Below are 18,375 nucleotides of genomic sequence, written 5' to 3'. Positions count from 1 at the left end.
CAGCGAGTTGGTCACGAGTCTCATCCGGGATGCGCATGCCACACCAACGAGCTTCAGGACAGGAAGCAACACCTTGATTCCCTGCAAGCCCTTAGGGCGAGCGTCAGCGGGGTCTGTCACAGAACACGGGGAGCGGTCACGGCGGGTGATGTGGCTGTTCGATTGCACGCAGTGTGCCGTCGTGCGCCTCACGACAGGCGCCCGTATTTGACGCTCCCTCAAGTCGACGTGAACCGGGCTGAATTCCGGTGTGGTGGCCGACGTGCCGGGCATGGACGACTGCGGGCGGAATGGGCGAAGATGATCTTCGCGGGGTTTGGGATGGCGGTCACTTCCGTGACCCTGAGCACCGGGGTTGCGGTGAGCCGGGCTCGTGGCCAGGGCGTGGAGGAGGTCTGTCCGGGCTGCGGCCATCACTCGGCGCGGGTGCATGAGCGGTATCTGCGTCGGCTGCGGGACGTGCCTCTGAGTGGGCGGCGAGTGGAGATCGAACTGACCGTGCGCCGCTTCGTCTGTGGCAAAGCGGACTGTGGACACAGCACGTTCGCCCAACAGTTACCGGGCCTGACCAGCCCGTACGGCCGTTGCACTGTGCGGCTGAGCGGGTTGTTGGGACAGATCGGCCTGGCGCTCGCGGGCCGGGCGGGTGCACGGAACTGAGGCTGGCCGATGTCCCCGGCGGGTCTGTCTCACTATCGCCACCGACTTCGCGAACTGCTCCGTCTTCAAGCCCAGTGGCCACCAGCCGCCCCCGCTGAACACCTTGCGCGGAGGTCGCCGCCCGGAGCACCGCGTCCAAGGACCTGCGAGATCCGGCCGCCACGAAAGCCGCCCGACGACCCTGTTCACCGGGGCCACCTGGTGAGGTTCAGCACCGGCATCAACCCAGATCTCCAGCAGGGCTCAGAGAGCGGGGAGACCGCAGCGCCTGCACCTCGTCCCCGGGAGCGGCGTCGGCGCGCGGAAGCACCACCGTGAACTCCGTACGTCCCGGCTCGCTCTCCACGTGGACTCGGCCGCCGTGAGCTTCCGCGACTGCCGCTGTGATGGCCAGGCCCAGCCCCGAACCGCCGTCTGAGCCAGGCGCGCGGGAGTGGGAGGCGTCGGCCCGGGTGAACCGTTCGAACACTGAGGAGAGGAGGCCGGACGGGATGCCGGGGCCGTTGTCGCGGACGCGGAGCACGCATTCCCGCTCAGTGGCTTCCACGCTGACGGTGATCTCCGTGCCCGTGGGCGTGTGCAGGCGGGCGTTGGCCAGGAGGTTGGCCACCACCTGGTGGAGCCGGGCTTGGTCGCCGATGACCAACGCGTGGCCGTCCGCGAGGCGCAGCGCGAGCCGCCAATCGTGGTCGGCGCCGGCTGCCCGTGCGTCCCACACGGCCTCGGCGACCAGGGTCGCGAGGTTCACCTCAGCCGACTGCAGTGGCCGCCCCTCATCGAGACGGGCCAGGAGCAGCAGGTCCTCGACCACTCCCGTCATGCGCGCCGACTGGGCGGTGACTCGTCGCCAGGCGAGTTCCGGGGGGATGTGCTGGTCCCCGTGGTTCATGAGCTCGGCGTATCCGGCGATCGAGGCGAGCGGCGTGCGTAGTTCGTGGCTGGCGTCGGCGAGGAAACGCCGCATGCGTTCCTCGGTGCGCCGGCGTTCGCCGAGTGAGGACTCGACGTGGTCGATGAGGCGGTTGAGTACCACGCCGACCTGGCCGGCCTCGGTACCGGGATCGATGTCTGCCGTCGGGACACGGGTGAGCCCGGCCACCTCACCGCGGTCCAGCGGCACTTGGGCGACCTCGACGGCGGTGGCGGTGCCCCGGCCCAAAGGGCTCAGCTGGCGTCGGATGACCACCGTGGTGGCAGTGGCTGCGGCCATCAGACCGACGGAGGCGATGACGGTTTCTACGATGACCAGGCGGTCGAGCACCCGCTGAATGCCGACCATCGGGAGCCCGGCCAGAACGGGTACGCCGTCCCCGCCGATGGCGGTCACACGGTAGGTACCAAGGCCGGGGACACTACGGGTGTGCAGTGATCCGTCCGGGACGATCCCGCCCAGGGCCGCACGCTGTGCAGGAGTGAGCGTTCGCTGATGCCCCGTCTCGGTCACCGTTTCGGCGGCGCAGATCCGCCCGCCGGCGAACCGGGCCGCGAGCGTACCCGTAGGCTGTCCCCGCTCGTTGAGGAAGCCCAGTCCGTCGCACCGCCCGCCCGACGCTGCAAGCCGCCCTGGCTTCGCTCGGCGGCGTCCGTGACGCGCCAGTCCAGATCTTCGTACAGATAGACCCGCTGGACGACAACCGTGCTGAGCGCCATGGCCCCGCAGACGACGGTCAGGGTCACACAGACGAACAGCACCAGGCGGAACCGTAACGACCGTCTTCCCAGACCGGCGCGGGACCGGACGTCATCGCGACGTGGGCGACTTCTCATGCTCTGTCGTCCGAAGTCCTGAGCGAGTGACCCATGCCGCGCACGGTGCGGATCATCGGCGCTCGCCCCTTGTCGATCTTCGAGCGAAGGCCGTGGATGTATACCTCGACCAGGTTTCCTTCGCCGTCGAAGGAGGTGTTCCAGACGTGTTCGAGGATCCGCGTCTTGCTGAGCACCTGGTGCGGGTGGTCCATGAAGAACCGGAGCAGGTCGAACACTTTCACTCAGCATCCGCAGCACCGTCCTCCATGCTGGAGATTCACGCCGAAGTACCGGCGACATCACCCGCTGCCGTTCTTACGGCCGTCTTCGGACACAAGCCCACGGAGTCGGCGAGAAGCTGGTTCCCCAGCCGTGTCGAGACCGACAGAGCCAGCGCAGTGACCGACTGAGTCGGCCGTTCGGCTGAGACCGACACCATTGAATCCTGCGGATACTGGCCCTTCGGCTGAGGTGGCCCCGCCTGGTGTGACGGGAGATTGGAGCTGAGCCTCCCTTCTTCCTCTTCCCTCCGCGTAGGAGTTCGTCATGCCACAGCGGGTGCCCTCAACGACCTTGGCCCCAGCGAGCCCGACCGCGACTGCTGAACCCTGCGTCGCCGCACCACCTCGGGTCTCTGGTGACATTCCGCAAACACACCTGCCGAGGGAAACCGCGCGGTTTCGGCGCTCTGGGGCACGTTGGGAGAGCCTGTACTGGCTGCTGTGCATGGGTTTCGCGCTCATATTGGCAATGGTCACGACGCTCACCACGCACTTGGTGTGGGGCGTCTGCGCGGCGGCGGGATATGCGGGTGCCGCCGTGCTCGCCCGGCGGGCTCCAAGCCCCTGGCATCGTGGCAGTGCACTCGCCGCGGTCGTGGGGGCCGTACTGCTCCCCCTGGCAGTGCTGATGGTCTTGGGCGTGGCTCAATCGGAGGTCAGCGTCGTCGAACACTCCGCCATGTTGCTGTTGGACTCCGGCACTCCCTATATGTCGCACCCGACAGGCGTCAACGACTTCAACCCGTATCTGCCAGGGATGGCCCTGTTCGGACTGCCACATGCCCTGATCGGGGGCACTCCGGTCGCTGACGTCCGACTCTGGTTCGCCGCGGTGTTCCTCGTAACCATGGCCTCGGCCGCGCATCTCACCGCGAACGCGCCCAGGGCAACACCGGGAGACCTCGACCAGGCCTCGCGTAGAAACGCCGTGCTGTTGCTGGTCAGCTTTCCTGCGGTGGCTCTGCCGCTGGCAGTGGGCGGAATCGACCTACCCGTGATCGGCCTGACCTGCCTGGGACTGACACTGGCCGGCCGGGGCGGGTCCGGCACGGCAGCCGGGTTGGCGCTGGGAGCAGCAGCAGCTCTGAAATGGACCGCCTGGCCCCTGCTCGCGGTGGGACTCACGCTGGTCGCTGCAACAGCGGGCCGCCGGGCCACACTGCGGGCTGCCGCCACGGCGCTCCTCGTCGTGGCCGTCGCCGTGATTCCGTTCGTCCTGTCCGACCCACACGCCTTCGTCGAGCACGTGGTGCTCTTCCCGCTCGGCGCCGCGGGAACCGGATCCCCGGCGGCCAGCCCGCTGCCCGGTTACCTGCTGGCCACCTACGTACCCGGTGGACGCGTCATCGCGGTCGTGGCACTGACGGTGAGCGCCGTCGCGTTGACGGTCTCCTTGTTCGTACGGCCACCGCGCACCGCGACCGCCGCCGCTGACCGGCTGGCGCTCGGGCTGGGCCTGGCCATGTGTCTGATGCCCGCGACCCGATTCGGATACCTCGTCTACCCGTTCGTTCTCGTCGGATGGTTCCGCCACGGGTACGCGACACGTGTTGCCAACCCTGAGAAGGCAGAACACGCTCTCGTACGGTGAGCTGACGGGAACAACACCGAGCGGTCGCTCCGTATTCGGCCACCTCCGAACCCCGGAATTCCAGGCCTGGCACCACGGTTTTCAGGCGGCACCGAATTTCGCCTGGAACTGTCCCGAACGCCGATGAAACCCACGGTTCCGCAGACCGCCCCACATGCCCGAAATTCTCCCGAAAGCAACCAAATGCGCTCGCGCGGGCTGGCCGTGCACAGACCGACATCATCCGTCCACGTCACAGTACTGAACAGAGTTCCCACGGGCAGCGTCGCTGCGGCACGGGACATTGGCCTCCGTGTTCCATCAGGTGACCGACGCCCCAATGATCGGCCCGCGTCGGGTACGACCGTCTCAATCGGCCTGCGCGGAGGCGCACAGGCCACCGTCAACGCTGATGTCGACACCTGTCACGAAGCTCGCCCCGTCCGACAACAGGAACGCGACGACCGCGGCAACCTCCTCGTAGCGACCGGTACGCCCCAGAGGCGTGGCCTGGATGAACTGTCGTACCGACTCATGTCGCGCCACCTCCAGCCGGGTCTGCGGAGAGTCGATCGCGCCGGGCGAGACGGAACAAACGCGTGCGCCCAGCGGCCCGAGCCGCACTGCCTCGGCGCGTGTCAGGCGCTGCACTCCGTACATGGCCCATGGGTATGCCCACGCGGGATCCTCGATGGCAGGGCCGACCGCTTCGCGGATGCGGTCGAGGAATCCCTCCTGCGCCGGGTTCTCCAGGACGGCTGCGGCCACCGGATCGGGTTCGACGTGAGCGATCAGCGGAGACACCGAGGCGCAGTACACGAAGGCCGTGCCCGCCGTGGCCAGGGGACGAAGCGCCTCGGCAAGCAGTGCGGTCCCGACAAGGTCGACCTCGATGATCCCGCGCCAGTCGGCGTCCTCCGGCGCCGCGCTCTCAGCATGCGCAACGGCCCGCAGCGTGCCGAACTCCCGGACCTGTTCAGCCAACCGGGAGAGACTGTCACGGTCGGTGACATCCACTCCGACGGCTTCGGCGACGGCTCGCTTCCCGGAGCCGGCCAGGGCCTTGGCGACTACAGCCGCCGCCGTCTCGTTCCGGTCGGCGAGCAACAACACGTCGACCACGTCGGCGAGGTGTCGCGCGCATGCCTCACCCGTCCCCTGACCGACACCGGTGACGACCCCTACCGTGGTCATGCGCAACTCCTCACTCGGTCGAGAAACGCGCCGTGGGACAAGGTCTCCCGCGATCAAGGATATCGGGGTGGGCCACCTGCCGTACCGCCTGCTGAGGCCGGCCCCGTATCACCTGCACTTCGCGCTCCAAACGTACCGCTTGATCAAGCGGACAGGGTGATCACCCGGAGCCCGCTTTCCCTCAGGCATCATGACCATCGTCCGCCGGGGTCCTGGCGGTCAGCCGCAGTCGAAAGAGCGGACCAGGCATGGGGCGGCAGGGTGGCTGCCGGAGTTACGGCGTCGTCGGATCGTGCCCGCTGCCGACCGGTCGGTGCCCGAGTTCAACGCCGGGTGTTTGCGTGTCCCTCGCCGAGGACGGTCGCGGCAGCGCGGTTGGTGCTCGCGTCCTCGATGCATCCGCGCAGCCGCATCAGGTCGTGCGAGGGCAGAGCCGGTCTGATCACGGCGCTGTAGACGCCGTCGTCGAGGCTGCTCAAGGTGGCCTTGTCGTTCAGTGCGGCGGTGGAGCGGCGGCAGGTCTCCCACAGGTCCTGGGCCGCGAGTTGGACCGCTTCGTCCCCGCCGTCGCCCTTGAACTCCACCTGGAAGACCAGAGTCGTCCCCGCGGCGTCCGGTGTCTTCTCCGGGCGGGTCTGGGTCGCGTCGGCCAGGGCCGACCACAGCAGAGGGGTGAGGAGCAGACCGCCTGCCGCAGCCGTGACGGCGACCGCCTTCCGGCCTGTACGCGTCGGGGCGACCGCGGGACGATCCTCCAGCGCACTGCGGGCAGACCGCGGACCGAGTTCCGGGGCGCTCAGGGCCGCCAGCCGTCCGGCCAGCCGGCGTTCCGCGCCCGGGCGGGCGGTGGCGCCGGCGACTTTCTGGATGACCATCGCGATGCCCGAGAGCGCGGCTCCGGCCGCCATCAGGACGGGCACGAACACGAACGTGCGCTGGGTGCCGTCCAGTTCCTGCGTGTCCACCGAGCGGACCCAGCGGAACTGGTCGGGATGCTGGGTACGGGTCTGCTCCAGGCGCCGCCGCACGTCCTCCACCCGGGCGTCGGACTGTTCCAGGCGGTCCTCCATCCGGGAGAAGCGCGTCAGCACGACGACGGTCGCGAGGAACACCTCGACGACGAGGAGGAGGACCCCGGACATCAGGGCACGCTGCCACTCCCAGCGGGTGAGGTACAGCACCATGTAGTAGCCGGCGTAGGCGGCGGACAGCCCGCCGAAGGTGTAGCCGACGAGTCGGACGCTCTTCATGCCGCGGACTCCTCTCCGTTCTCGGTGGGGCGGCACGCGGGGTCGTCGAGGTCCCCTGCGGTGACCGCCCCGGTGCCGCCGTCCACGGTGAGAGGCATGCCGTCCGGGAAACGGTCCACCGCGCCGGGCACCCCGACTGCGGTGGGGACCTTGAACTCGCGTGCCAGTACGGCGAGATGGGACAGCGCGCTGCCGGTCTCGGCCACGAGCCCGGCGAGGCCCGGCAGCAGCGGGGCCAGGGCCGGATCGAGGGAGCGGACCACCAGGACCGCGTGCTCGGGACGTTCGCCACGGCCGTCCCAGGCGATGCCGGTACCGAAGCCGCCACCGGCGCCCTGGCCGTCGCCCGAGTCGCCTCGGCCCGGCGGGAGTTCGGCGACGGGGACGCCGTCGGCGAGCCGGAACGCGGCGGGCAGCGGACCGGCGTCGCGTGCTCGGGGTTCCCGCTCGGCGAGATCCGGCGGGGGCGCCCCGTCATCGGTGGCCTGCGCCAGTTCCGCCCAGCTCAGCAGTACCAGCCGGGACAGCCCGGGCGCGCACTCACCGACCTGGGACCGGGCCGCCAGTTCGCGCATCATCTGGGCCTGCATCTCCTGCACCCAGCGGATGCGCAGTCGCAGCCCCTCGCGTACCGGGAGCGCGCCCACGCCGCGCGGTACCGCGGTCCAGCCGGTGTGGTCCGGCAGCTTGGGCCGTACGCCGAGGGTGGGCGGGAGCAGCGCCAGCAGGACCGGGTACTGGGCGAGCAACTCGTCGTCGGACAGGTCCCGGCCACGGCCCTCTGCGAGGGTGGCGAGCGCCTCACCGGCCGCGGTGGCACCCGAGCCGGGGCCGAGCAGGGCACCGGCCAGGGATTCCTGGGCGTGCAGCGAGGACAGCACCTCCCGGCCCCAGGAGACGGCGTCCAGTATCTGACCGATGAGAAGTTGTCCGGGCTCGGGGATGTCGGCGAGCGACCGGTCCACGTCGGCCATCAGGTCTACGGCCAGCAGCGGCAGAGCCGCACGCAGCCGCCCGGTCCGCCAGGCCGCCCCCGCGCGCCGTGCGTTCGGCGCGGGATTGATGAAGTCCAGGACCGGGTGGGCGGACGGTACGGCGCCCAGCAGCCGCAGATCGGCGGCGGCCCGCCCGTCCACGGTGGTGACCAGCGGCACCTTGCGCAGGACGCGGCGCGGAGCCGCTCCCGCGATATCGAGGGCGAGGCTGAGTCCGTGGGACATCGGGGTCACCCACAGGTCCTCCTCAAGGGGCTGGAGCACACCGGGGAGGGTCTCGGCGACCGGGCCCGGCCCCAACAGCCGGGCCTCGGGGCCGGGTTGTGCGGTCATCGCGGTGACGGGCCGGGCCTGGAACAGCCACAGCCTGCTGTCCGGGCCGAAGCCGAACTCCATGTCCTGCGGGCCGCCGAAGACCCGCTCGGTCTTCTTGGCCAGCGCGACCAGCCGGGTGATGTGCCGACGGGTGAGCAACCGTGCGCCCGGGGGTTCCGCCGGTTCGGTCCGCACCAGCCGGGCGAACCGCGTCAGTTGGTAGCGCACCCCTTGCGTACTGCCGTCGACCAGTTGGTCCGGGCCGCCGCGTACCGCACTGACGAGCATGCGGTCACGGCGGCCCGCCACCGGGTCCGCGCTGAACATCACACCGCCGATGGCGGCGCGCAGCATGGGCTGCACCAGCACGGCCATCCCTTCGTCCGGGGCCGCGTCGGCGGACGGACGCAGGACCTGGACCCGATGAGCGGAGTCGAGCACCGTCTGTACGGCGGCGATGAAGTCGTCCCAGCCACGCACGTCCAGCACCGAGTCGAAACGCCCCGCCATGGAGGACTCCTCGGTGTCCTCGTGGGCGGAGGAAGACCGCACGACGAGCGCCCGCTCGGCGTCGTCCACCTCGGCGAGTCCCCGCCAGGCGGCGCGCACTGCTTCCTCCCCGACCGGCGCACCGGGCGCCCGGTCGGCGGACACCAGAACGAATCCGGGCAACACAGGGAGCCCGGCGACCGCCGAGCGCGCCAGATTCGCGGCCTTCCCACCGGTGACAGCGGGATCCTTAGCGCGTTCGGTGTCCAACGACACGACGGCCAGGCCCGTCAACTCAAATCCCATGATCTACCCCTTCCGCACTGGTGGCGTTGTTGCGGCCGCCGCATGGACCTGCTCCCGCTCGACGCCGACGCGCGGCCCGCCGGAGGCCACCACCTCGGACGGAGCCGGGCGACGCGACGATCGTTTGCGTACACGTAGGAGACGGATGAAGTAGGTGGCGACGAGGAGCACCAGGACCAGCGCGGCGAGCGTCACCGCGCCGACGAGTCCGATCGAGTGCAGCAGATTGGTGACGGCGGCCCCGGCGAAGTAGCCGAGCAGGACGTTGCCAATGCCCCAGACCACGGACGCGACACTGCTGTACAGGACGAACCGCCGGTACGGCATGCCGGACACTCCGGCGGCGAACGGCAGGAAGGTCCGTACGAAACCTATGAAGCGGCCGGTGAACACCGCCGTACCGCCGTGCCGTACCAGAAATTCCTGCGCGCGGGCCGCCCGGCTGCCGGGCCGGATCCGGTCAAGCAGTCGCCGGCCGCTGGGCCGGCGTTCATACCAGCGGCCCAGCGCGTAACCGAGGCTGTCACCGACGATCCCGCCGACGACCACAACAACCGCCAGGGCCGCAACGTCGAGGTGACCGCTCGCCGCCATGGCGGCGGCGACAAGAATCGCGGTCTCACCCGGCAGAAGCACACCGACGAAGGCGCTGGTCTCCCCCACCGTCACGGCGAACACCACAACGTACGCCCACCATCCCGCTGCCTCGATCAGGGCGCCGATATCCATACCGTCACCCCACCCGCCACAGCGCGGCGCGATAGGCAGCGCGCGCTACCAGTCCGCCCGCTGCGGCCAACGGCGCCCATGAGCTCAACGGGGTCGACGACTCCGCCGAATGTCCCGCGGCGGGAGCGCCTGATCCGTCGATGCCGGCTCCGAGCAGGGTCAGGAAGAAGAGCACGGTCGCTACTCCGGCGACCGTCCCGCACAGCTTCCGCCGCTGTTCGGGATTGCCCGATGGGGCTCGAAGAGTTCTGCCGGCGCCCCAGCCGCACGCCGGGCGGCGAGCGTGGGCGAGCCATGGGAAGGTTCTGCCCGTTCCGGGCTCGGTCGGGTGCACGGCAGCCTCCTGCCAGGCCGTGGGTACACCCGCGCTGGACGGGGCACCCGATGTCAGCTTCGGTCGTGTTTGCGTGTGCGCGAAGACGGGTGGCTTCCCGGAGCGGAGGCCGGCGATCGGCCACGGGCAGCGGAGGAGTGCGAAGCGGACACGTGGTGTGGGCGGTGTCGCCGTCCACGGTGGCGGAGGGCGAGAAGGTCCGGCCGCGAGGAGGAACTCCTCGCCGTGCACGTGTGCCCTGCCCAGGCAGGAGCCGGAACTCGTGAAAGGACCTGCCACGAGTTCACTGCGGAGTCGCCGTATTCACGCGCGGCGGGCCCGGCCTGCACACCCCCACCAGGACGCCCTGGGGGCACAGAATCCGGCATGCCAGAGGCTTGGTGACCCCACCCGTACCAGCCGACCAAAAGGGCGAGGAGGCCTGCGGCGGCTACGACAACCAGCAGGCAGGCCGCAGAGGCGATCATGGCCGACATCCCAGCGCCAGACGTCCCGGGCGTCGGGCCGAGTCCGAGTCGGTCGGCCGGTGCGGCCCTGCACGGCTACCTGCCGTAATGCTGTGCGACATAAGAGGCACTCCGAGGGACAAAGGAACGACGCCCGCGAAGGACGCTTACTTGCTTGAGTTAGACAACCATATTGGACTTACTTGAGTCAAGCAACCTTCCGTTTTGCCCGGCTGTCTCGTAGCGGAGCCTGCCGACGAACGGAACAGCGGCCGCCCACCCGGCCGCCCACCCGGCCGCCGTGGCGGACGGCTGCGGCGCGTCAGGCCACCGACTTACACTTCCTGCCCCCGCAGCCGTCCGCCACGGAGCCCCGCCCCGGCTTCACCGCCGCGCCCCTCGCCCCCCGCCGAACTCGACTACTACCCCTGCCTTCGGTACTCGCACGGTGAACGCGTACCTCACCGACGGTCGGCTCCCGGCGCTCGACGTCACATGTCGCGCCCAGCGCAGCGATCGCATGCATTCGGCGGGTTGCGTAACCCCGCCCCTGGGCGTGCCCCCCCTCGCCGGACGTACCCGGTGAACCCTGCCTGTCACCGGTCCGGCGAGATGCGCCGGAAATCCTGAGGGTCGGTTCTCCCGAGCGGATCGCTCCCCTGTGGCGGGCCTGGATACCGGTCTCCGGGGCGCCGCTTGCGCCGGTCTTGGTTCGGCCTTTTGCGAGCGGAAGAATCAGCCGTTGACTTCCGTACATCCAATACACACGATTTCTCCACGCCTGTGAGGGTGGGAGGGTATCTGAAGATTAAAATATGTAACGTAGGGTCCAATCATGCACGGCCCGAACGATTATCCTCATTCCCCCCATTCTCCTTGTCTCGCTGATCTGGCGAACCTGATCCGGCTGCCCGCGGCGCTCAGCGTTCCCGGTGACATCCTTGCCGGTGCTGTCGCGGGCGGTAATACGCCCCGGCCCCATATTGTCGCCACGATGGCGTCGTCCGTCGCTCTCTACTGGGCCGGAATGGCGCTCAACGACTACGCGGACGCGACGGTCGACGCGGTGGAGCGCCCCGAACGCCCCATACCCTCGGGACGAGTTGCCCGCCGGACCGCGCTCGCCACCGCGTGCGGGCTCACGGCCGCCGGCCTAGGCATCGCCGCCCTGGCCGGCGGGCGGCAGGCGCTCGCCGTGTCGCTTCCCCTGACCGGACTGGTGTGGGCGTACGACCTGCGTCTGAAGTCCACGCCCGCCGGAGCCGCCGCGATGGCGGGCGCACGGGCGCTGAACGTGCTGGCCGGAGCGGAGCCCGGCCGCCGAAGGGCCGCGGTGCCAGCCGCCCTGCTGGTCGGCGCGCACACCTACACCGTCACGGCGCTGAGCCGCCACGAGGTGTCCGGTGCCCCGCGTACCGTACCCGCCGCCACCCTGGCCGGCAGTACGGCAACAGCCTTGGCCGCCGCGGCACTTCCCGGTCTGCGTCGGCGCGGCCGGGCGGCGCGGATCGGCGCTGCCGCCGGGGCGCTCGGCTATCTCGCCTCGTACGGCACGGCGCAGGCGCGGGCCGCGCGGGAGCCGTCGGCCGCGAACGTCCGGCAGGCCGTCGGCACCGGGATCATGTCGCTGCTGCCCCTCCAGGCGGCGCTCACCGCCGGCGCGGGTGGCGCGGGCCTGGCCGGGACCCTGGCGGTGGTGCATCCGTTGGCGCGCAGGCTCGCCCGGAAGGTGTCACCGACGTGACCCCGATATCCGGTTCCGCAGGGCGGCTCCGGTACGGTTTCGGGACCAACGGCTTCGGCTGCCACCGGCTCGACGACGTACTCAGTGTGCTCGCCGACCTGGGATACGACTCGGTCGGCCTCACGCTCGACCACGGTCACCTCGACCCGTTCGCCACCGACCTCCCTCGGCAAGTCACCGGTCTCGCACGGCGGTTGGACCGGCTCGGTCTGGCGGTGATGGTGGAGACGGGGGCGCCGTACCTGCTGGACCCGTGGCACAAGCACGTCCCCACGCTCATGTCGGCCACGAGCGCCGGGCGGCGCGTCGACCTGCTGGCGCGTGCCGTGCGTATCGCGGCCGACCTCGGCGCCCCGGCCGTCCAGTTGTGCAGCGGCCCAGCACCGGAGGGCGTGCCGGAGGAAGAGGCCTGGAAGCGGCTGGCCGCCGGCTGTGAAGAAGTCCTGCCCATCGCCCAAGAACACGGGGTGGCCCTGGGGTTCGAGCCCGAGCCGTACATGTTCATCGACACCGTGGCACGCGTCGTGGACCTGCGCCGTCGGCTCGGCGACCCCGACCTGTTCGGCATCACCCTCGACATCGGTCACGCCCACTGCGTCGACGACCTGCCCCTGCTGGACTGCGTCGGTCTGGCGGCCCCGTATCTGGTGAACGTGCAGATCGAGGACATGCGGCGCGGCGTGCACGAGCACCTCGAACTCGGCGCGGGCGAGATCGACTTCCCGCCCGTCCTGGCCGCCCTGAAGGCTTCGGGCTACCGGGGGCCGGTCTCGGTGGAGATCCAGGGTGCGTCGATGAACGCTCCCGAAGTCGCCCGCCGCTCCCTGGAGTTCCTGCAGGCCGCCGAGCCGATCTGACGCCGCGGCACTGCATCACTTCGTCGCGTACCGCCAACTCATCACTCCCACAAAGCCATTATCGAACACGCATTCCAAAAGGAGGCATGCGCGGTGTCCCCACACATCCCTACCGCCCTCGACCACCACCTCACCCCGGAGGCGCGGCACTGGCTGACGGATGCCGTCGCCCGCGTCGGCGATGCCCCGGCAACTGTGCGCACTCTCTTCCCTGCCGTCGGCAGACACTGCGGACGCGGACCGCTTGTCGCCGGCTGGACGGTGGCGGACGCCGCCCGCGCCCGGCTGCTCGCCGCCCTGCCACTGCGCGGAGCGGCGTTGGCGGAGGAGATCACCGCCCTGCACCGGTACGGAGACAGCGCCGAACAGCGGGCGGTACTCCGCTCGTTGGCGCTGCTGGAGGACACGGACCCCTCGTTCGCCCACCTGGCACTGCCCTTGGTGCGCGCGGCGCTGCGGGGCAACGAGACGGACCTGATCGAGGCGGCCCTCGGCCCCTACGCAGCACGGCACCTGGACGACGACGGCTTCCGGCACGCCGTACTGAAGTGCGTCTTCTGCGGCATCCCCCTCGACCGGGTGGCGGGCCTCACGGAGCGCGCGGATCGCGAACTGGCCCGCATGCTGGCCGACTTCGCCCACGAGCGAGTCGCCGCCGGCCGTGACGTGCCGTCCGACATCTGGCCGATCGTGCGCGCGCATCCCGGCGCGCTGGAGGCCTCGGGACTGCCCGGGGAAGCCGCCTCGCCCTCATCCGACCGCCGAGCCGCCGCCGCAGCGGCGCTCGCCGCCTTCACCGGAGCTGCATGATGCGTATCTTCGACCCCCACATCCACATGACCTCGCGCACCACGGACGACTACGAGGCGATGTACGCGGCCGGTGTCCGAGCGGTGGTGGAGCCCTCGTTCTGGCTCGGCCAGCCCCGCACCTCCGTGGACAGCTTCACCGACTACTTCGACGCCCTGCTCGGCTGGGAGCCGTACCGCGCGGCCCAGTTCGGCATCCAGCACCGCTGCACGATCGCCCTCAACCCGAAGGAGGCGAACGACCCGCGCTGCACCGGTGTGCTGGACGTGCTGCCGCGCTATCTGGCCAAGGACGGAGTGGTGGCCGTCGGTGAGATCGGCTACGACTCCATGACCCCGGAGGAGGACGAGGCCCTGGCCCGGCAGCTCGAACTCGCCATCGAGCACCATCTGCCGGTCCTGGTCCACACCCCGCACCGCGACAAGGCCGTCGGCACCCGCCGCACCCTCGACGTGGTCCGCGAGTCCGGCATCCCGCCCGAGCACGTCCTCGTCGACCACCTCAACGAACTCACGGTGTCCATGGTCGCCGACAGCGGCTGCTGGATGGGGTTCTCCGTCTACCCGGACACGAAGATGAGCGAGGACCGCATGGTGCGGATCCTCCAGGAACACGGCACCGCGCGGAAGCTCGTCAACTCGGCGGCCGACTGGGGGCGCAGCGATCCCCTCAAGACCCGGAAGACCGCCGACGCGATGCTCGCCGCCGGCTTCGACGCCGACACCGTCGACGAGGTCATGTGGGGGAACCCGGTGGCCTTCTACGGGCAGAGCGGCCGACTGGACCTGACGGACGTCAAGCCGGACGAGACCGCCCTGTTCGAGGGCAACTCGATCAAGCGCGGCGGAGAGTGAGGCCGCCGTGCGCTTCCGGCACCCCGACGGTACGACCGTCCACCTCGCCTATTGCAGCAACGTCCACCAGGCCGAGGACCTCGACGGCGTGGTCGCCCAACTCGCCGCCTACGCCGAGCCCGTACGGGAATCACTCGGCGCCGACCTGCTCGGCATCGGCCTCTGGCTGGCCCGTGACGTGGTCACCGAACTCTCCGCCCGGCCCGACGCGGTCCACCGCCTGCGCACCGAACTGACCGCACGCGGACTGGAGACCGTCACCCTCAACGCCTTCCCCTACGGCGGCTTCCACCGCGAGGTGGTCAAGAAGGACGTCTACCTGCCCGACTGGACCGACCCCGCCCGCCTGCGCTACACCGTCGACTGCGCCCGGGTGCTCGCCGCACTGCTGCCCGACGACGCGCGGCGCGGCAGCGTGTCCACCCTGCCCCTGGCCTGGCGCACACCCTGGCCGCCCGCCGCGCGCGACACCGCCCGCCGGGCCCTGGACCAACTGGGCGCAGAACTGGCCGAGTTGGAGCGCGACACGGGCCGGGCGATCCGGGTCGGCTTCGAGCCCGAGCCCGGATGCGTGGTGGAGAACACCGTCCAGGCCGCCCGGGAACTCGGGGGCCTGGACCCCGAGCGGCTCGGGATCTGCCTGGACACCTGCCACCTCGCCGTGCAGTTCGAACAACCGGCACAGGCGCTGCGCCGTCTCGCCGACGCCGGCCTTCCGGTCGTCAAGGTCCAGGCGTCCAGCGCCCTGCAGGCCGACGACCCCGCCGACCCGGCCGCGCGCCGAGCGCTCGCCCGGTTCGCCGAACCCCGCTTCCTGCACCAGACCCGTACGGCCCTGGGCGGCGCGGTCACCGGTGTGGACGACCTCCCGGATGCCCTCGCCGGGGGGCTGGACCCCGCATCTCCTTGGCGGGTCCACTTCCACGCACCCCTGCACGCCGAGCCCGAACCGCCGTTGCGCACCACGGCGACCGAACTGACCAGCGCCCTCAGTGAGTTGCTCGGTGGCCCGCACGCCGTCTGCGATCACGTCGAGGTCGAGACCTACACCTGGTCCGTCCTGCCCGAGCACCTGCGGCCGCACGACCGCGAGGGCCTCGTCGCGGGTTTGGCCGCCGAACTCGCCTGGACCCACGACCGGTTCACGGAACTCGGCCTGCTTCCCCAGTCCCTCACGCGAAAGGAGCCCGTCTCATGACGAGACTGGTCGTTCTCGACATCGCCGGCCTGACCCCCCGCCTGCTGCGCCACATGCCCGCCGTCTCGGCCCTCGCGGCGCAGGGCTTCCAGGCCCGGCTCAACCCCGGCCTGCCCGCCGTCACTTGCTCGGTCCAGTCCACCCTCCTCACCGGCGCACCTCCCGCCGAGCACGGCGTCGTCGGCAACGGCTGGTACTTCCGCGACCTGGGCGAAGTCCTGCTGTGGCGCCAGCACAACGCCCTCGTCGGCGGCGAGAAGCTGTGGCACACCGCCCGCCGCACCCGCCCCGACTACAAGGTCGCCAACGTCTGCTGGTGGTACGCCATGGGCGCCGACGTCGACCTCACCGTCACCCCGCGCCCGGTCTACTACTCCGACGGCCGCAAGGAACCCGACTGCTACACCTGGCCGCCCGCCCTGCACGACGAACTCACCGACCGGCTCGGCCCGTTCCCCCTCTTCACCTACTGGGGCCCCAACGCGAGCATCCCCTCCAGCCAGTGGATCCTGGCCGCCGCCCGCCAGATCTTCGACGAGCACCGACCCGACCTGACCCTGGTCTACGTCCCCCACCTCGACTACGAACCCCAGCGCTCCGGCCCCGACTCACCGCGGTCGGCCCGCGAGGCGCGACGGCTCGACGACGCGCTGCGCCCCTTGCTGGACCACTTCCGGCGCGAGGACGCCACGGTCGTGATCCTGAGCGAGTACGGCATCGCGCCCGTCTCCCGCCCGGTCGACATCAACCGCGCGCTGCGCCGGGCCGGGCTGCTCGACGTCTACACGCAGGACGGCATGGAGTATCTCGACCCGTGGACCTCCCGCGCCTTCGCGGTCGCCGATCACCAGATCGCGCACGTCTACGTCCGTGACCCCGCCGACACGGATGCGGTGGCGGATGTCATCGCCGAACTCCCGGGCGTGGAGCAGGTGTTGGACGAAAAGGGCAAGACGTTCCACGGACTGGACCACGAACGCTCCGGGGAGCTGGTCGCCATCGCGGAAGCCGACGCCTGGTTCACGTACTACTACTGGCTGGACGACGACCGCGCCCCGGACTTCGCCCGCCAGGTCGAGATCCACCGCAAACCCGGCTACGACCCCGCCGAACTCCTCTACGACCCCACCGTGCCCGGCGTGAAGGCACGCGCCATCGGCCAGGTCGCCCGCAAGAAGGCCGGACTGCGCTACCGCGTCAAGACCGTGCCCCTGGACCCCTCCGGCGTGCGCGGGAGTCACGGCCGACTGCCGCAGGACCCGCAGGACAGCCCCGTCCTGCTGTGCTCACGCCCCGGTCCCGCACGCGCCGAGATCGACGCCACCGACGTCAAGGACCTCCTCCTCACCCTGGCCGGCATCACCACCCCCTGACCACAGGAGCCACCCACATGCACTCGACGGACAGTCCGCCGCCCCTGCCCCTCCATCGCCCCCTCCTCGACCCCGCCGCCGAGTACGGGCGGTGGGTGCGGGAACGGCCCCTGACCAGGATCAGCCTGTGGGGCGACAACCATCCCTGGCTCGTGACCCGGCAGGAAGACTCCCGCGCCGTACTCAGCGACCCGAGGTTCAGCTCGGAGAACGTCCGGCCGGGCTTCCCCGGGCTCCAGCCGACGACGCCGCCGCGCACCCCCGGCCAGTTGTTCGCCATGGACCCGCCCGACCACACCCGGCTGCGCCGCATGCTCATCCCCGAGTTCAGCTTCCGACGAGTGGAGCAACTGCGGCCGGCCATAGGGCACATCACCGCCGAACTCCTCGACGGGCTCGTCAAACAGCAGCAACCCGCCGACTTGGTCGAGCACTTCACCCTGCCGCTGCCTCTTCTGGTCATCTGTGAACTGCTCGGAGTGCCGTACACGGACCGGGAGTTCATCCACCGGCAGGCCGCGGCCTTCGCCACGGTCTCGGCCGGACCGGAGGCGATGCGGGCCGGCTGGGCGGCGCTCTTCGGCTACCTCCAGGAACTACTGGCCGCCAAGTCGCGCGAACCCGGCGACGACCTGATGAGCAAACTCGCCACGGAACGGGTCGCCACCGGCGAGGCCACCCCGGCGGAAGCCGCCGGTCTACTCGTCCAGATACTCATCGCCGGGCACGAGACGACCGCGAGCATGCTCTCCCTCGGCGTCATCGCGCTGCTGCGCCATCCCGAGCAACTGGCCGCACTGCGCGCCGACGAGGATCTCGTGCCGGGCGCGGTGGAGGAACTCCTTCGCTACCTGACCGTCGTCCACATCGGCCTGCGCCGCATCGCCACCCAGGACGTCGAGATCGGCGGCGTCACCATCCAGGCAGGCGAAGGTGTGGTGGTCGCCCTGCAGGCGGCCAACCGGGACCCCGCGGTCTTCGCCGACCCCGACACACTCGACCTCGCCCGGGACGCCGGCCAGCACCTGGCCTTCGGCCACGGACTGCACCACTGCCTCGGCCAGTCGCTCGCCCGGGCCGAACTCCAGATCGCGCTCCCGATGCTGTTCCACCGCCTGCCGAAGCTACGCCTGACCGACCCCGCCGCGGAGGAGTACGCATTCGAAGGACGCGCGGTCCACGGGGTACGGGAGCTGCCGGTCGCTTGGTGATCCCCGCAGC

14 protein-coding genes and 1 pseudogene are annotated in these 18,375 nt (G+C 70.4%); 9 read left to right on the top strand and 6 right to left on the bottom strand.

Annotated features, from left to right (window positions below; genetic code table 11):
- The first annotated feature begins 300 nt into the window (after positions 1-300).
- Positions 301-660: a transposase family protein gene (locus tag ACWIHT_RS35785; protein ID WP_456172480.1), complete on the top strand. Its 360-nt coding sequence runs from the start codon at positions 301-303 to the stop codon at positions 658-660.
- Between the two features lie 220 nt (positions 661-880).
- Here the strand turns inward: ACWIHT_RS35785 and ACWIHT_RS35780 are convergent.
- Both ACWIHT_RS35780 and ACWIHT_RS35775 read right to left on the bottom strand, forming a co-directional pair.
- Positions 881-2,427: pseudogene (locus ACWIHT_RS35780) on the bottom strand (sensor histidine kinase).
- Complete coding sequence (locus ACWIHT_RS35775; RefSeq protein ID WP_456172479.1) at positions 2,424-2,645, bottom strand: winged helix-turn-helix domain-containing protein; 222 nt, start codon at positions 2,643-2,645, stop codon at positions 2,424-2,426. Before ACWIHT_RS35775 ends, ACWIHT_RS35780 begins: the two are co-directional and overlap by 4 nt.
- Positions 2,646-3,159: 514 nt before the next feature.
- Between ACWIHT_RS35775 and ACWIHT_RS35770 the strand changes: the two genes are divergently transcribed.
- Positions 3,160-4,281 carry a glycosyltransferase 87 family protein gene (locus tag ACWIHT_RS35770; protein ID WP_456172478.1) on the top strand — a complete coding sequence of 374 codons (1,122 nt, stop codon included), beginning with the start codon at positions 3,160-3,162 and terminating at the stop codon, positions 4,279-4,281.
- Positions 4,282-4,629: 348 nt separating this feature from the next.
- On the opposite strand, the gene ACWIHT_RS35765 is transcribed toward ACWIHT_RS35770, so the two are convergent.
- From ACWIHT_RS35765 to ACWIHT_RS35750, 4 genes are all read right to left on the bottom strand, one after another.
- A complete protein-coding gene (locus tag ACWIHT_RS35765) occupies positions 4,630-5,454 on the bottom strand; it encodes an SDR family oxidoreductase (protein ID WP_456172477.1) in 825 nt (274 codons plus the stop codon).
- A gap of 323 nt (positions 5,455-5,777) precedes the next feature.
- Positions 5,778-6,704 (bottom strand): hypothetical protein, encoded by a 927-nt coding sequence (locus ACWIHT_RS35760; protein WP_456172476.1) that lies wholly within the window; start codon positions 6,702-6,704, stop codon positions 5,778-5,780.
- Entirely contained in the window at positions 6,701-8,809 is a 2,109-nt protein-coding gene (locus ACWIHT_RS35755; RefSeq protein WP_456172475.1) for a PEP/pyruvate-binding domain-containing protein, read from the bottom strand. The genes ACWIHT_RS35760 and ACWIHT_RS35755 overlap by 4 nt, the downstream gene beginning before the upstream one ends.
- Before the next feature lie 3 nt (positions 8,810-8,812).
- A complete protein-coding gene (locus tag ACWIHT_RS35750; protein ID WP_456172474.1) occupies positions 8,813-9,538 on the bottom strand; it encodes a DedA family protein in 726 nt (241 codons plus the stop codon).
- A 1,615-nt stretch (positions 9,539-11,153) separates the two neighbouring features.
- Between ACWIHT_RS35750 and ACWIHT_RS35745 the strand changes: the two genes are divergently transcribed.
- The 7 genes from ACWIHT_RS35745 (at position 11,154) to ACWIHT_RS35715 (ending at position 18,365) form a co-directional block, all read left to right on the top strand.
- Complete coding sequence (locus ACWIHT_RS35745; RefSeq protein WP_456172473.1) at positions 11,154-12,062, top strand: SCO3242 family prenyltransferase; 909 nt, start codon at positions 11,154-11,156, stop codon at positions 12,060-12,062.
- Entirely contained in the window at positions 12,059-12,919 is an 861-nt protein-coding gene (locus tag ACWIHT_RS35740; protein WP_456172472.1) for a sugar phosphate isomerase/epimerase family protein, read from the top strand. Before ACWIHT_RS35745 ends, ACWIHT_RS35740 begins: the two co-directional genes overlap by 4 nt.
- A gap of 93 nt (positions 12,920-13,012) precedes the next feature.
- A complete protein-coding gene (locus ACWIHT_RS35735) occupies positions 13,013-13,729 on the top strand; it encodes an EboA domain-containing protein (protein ID WP_456172471.1) in 717 nt (238 codons plus the stop codon).
- Positions 13,729-14,583, top strand: a complete 855-nt coding sequence (locus tag ACWIHT_RS35730; RefSeq protein WP_456172486.1) for a TatD family hydrolase — start codon at positions 13,729-13,731, stop codon at positions 14,581-14,583. Before ACWIHT_RS35735 ends, ACWIHT_RS35730 begins: the two co-directional genes overlap by 1 nt.
- Before the next feature lie 7 nt (positions 14,584-14,590).
- Positions 14,591-15,781, top strand: coding sequence for a metabolite traffic protein EboE (gene eboE / locus ACWIHT_RS35725; protein WP_456172470.1), 1,191 nt, complete (start codon positions 14,591-14,593; stop codon positions 15,779-15,781).
- Positions 15,778-17,154 carry an alkaline phosphatase family protein gene (locus ACWIHT_RS35720; RefSeq protein ID WP_456172469.1) on the top strand — a complete coding sequence of 459 codons (1,377 nt, stop codon included), beginning with the start codon at positions 15,778-15,780 and terminating at the stop codon, positions 17,152-17,154. Before eboE ends, ACWIHT_RS35720 begins: the two co-directional genes overlap by 4 nt.
- A gap of 17 nt (positions 17,155-17,171) precedes the next feature.
- Positions 17,172-18,365, top strand: coding sequence for a cytochrome P450 (locus tag ACWIHT_RS35715; protein ID WP_456172468.1), 1,194 nt, complete (start codon positions 17,172-17,174; stop codon positions 18,363-18,365).
- The last annotated feature ends 10 nt before the right edge of the window (positions 18,366-18,375 follow it).

The sequence above is a fragment of the Streptomyces sp. NPDC002276 genome (assembly GCF_053891435.1).
The sequence above is the reverse complement of the archived record's forward strand: the minus strand, read 5'-3'. Positions and strand labels throughout refer to the sequence as shown.

Excerpts from the sequence above, each read along its gene's own strand:
- ACWIHT_RS35720 (WP_456172469.1), top strand. The coding sequence starts at position 15,778 with ATGACGAGACTGGTCGTTCTCGACATCGCCGGCCTGACCCCCCGCCTG.
- ACWIHT_RS35715 (WP_456172468.1), top strand. The coding sequence starts at position 17,172 with ATGCACTCGACGGACAGTCCGCCGCCCCTGCCCCTCCATCGCCCCCTC.
- ACWIHT_RS35765 (WP_456172477.1), bottom strand. The coding sequence starts at position 5,454 with ATGACCACGGTAGGGGTCGTCACCGGTGTCGGTCAGGGGACGGGTGAG.
- ACWIHT_RS35750 (WP_456172474.1), bottom strand. The coding sequence starts at position 9,538 with ATGGATATCGGCGCCCTGATCGAGGCAGCGGGATGGTGGGCGTACGTT.
- ACWIHT_RS35770 (WP_456172478.1), top strand. The coding sequence starts at position 3,160 with ATGGTCACGACGCTCACCACGCACTTGGTGTGGGGCGTCTGCGCGGCG.
- ACWIHT_RS35785 (WP_456172480.1), top strand. The coding sequence starts at position 301 with ATGATCTTCGCGGGGTTTGGGATGGCGGTCACTTCCGTGACCCTGAGC.
- ACWIHT_RS35755 (WP_456172475.1), bottom strand. The coding sequence starts at position 8,809 with ATGGGATTTGAGTTGACGGGCCTGGCCGTCGTGTCGTTGGACACCGAA.
- ACWIHT_RS35730 (WP_456172486.1), top strand. The coding sequence starts at position 13,729 with ATGCGTATCTTCGACCCCCACATCCACATGACCTCGCGCACCACGGAC.
- ACWIHT_RS35760 (WP_456172476.1), bottom strand. The coding sequence starts at position 6,704 with ATGAAGAGCGTCCGACTCGTCGGCTACACCTTCGGCGGGCTGTCCGCC.
- ACWIHT_RS35745 (WP_456172473.1), top strand. The coding sequence starts at position 11,154 with ATGCACGGCCCGAACGATTATCCTCATTCCCCCCATTCTCCTTGTCTC.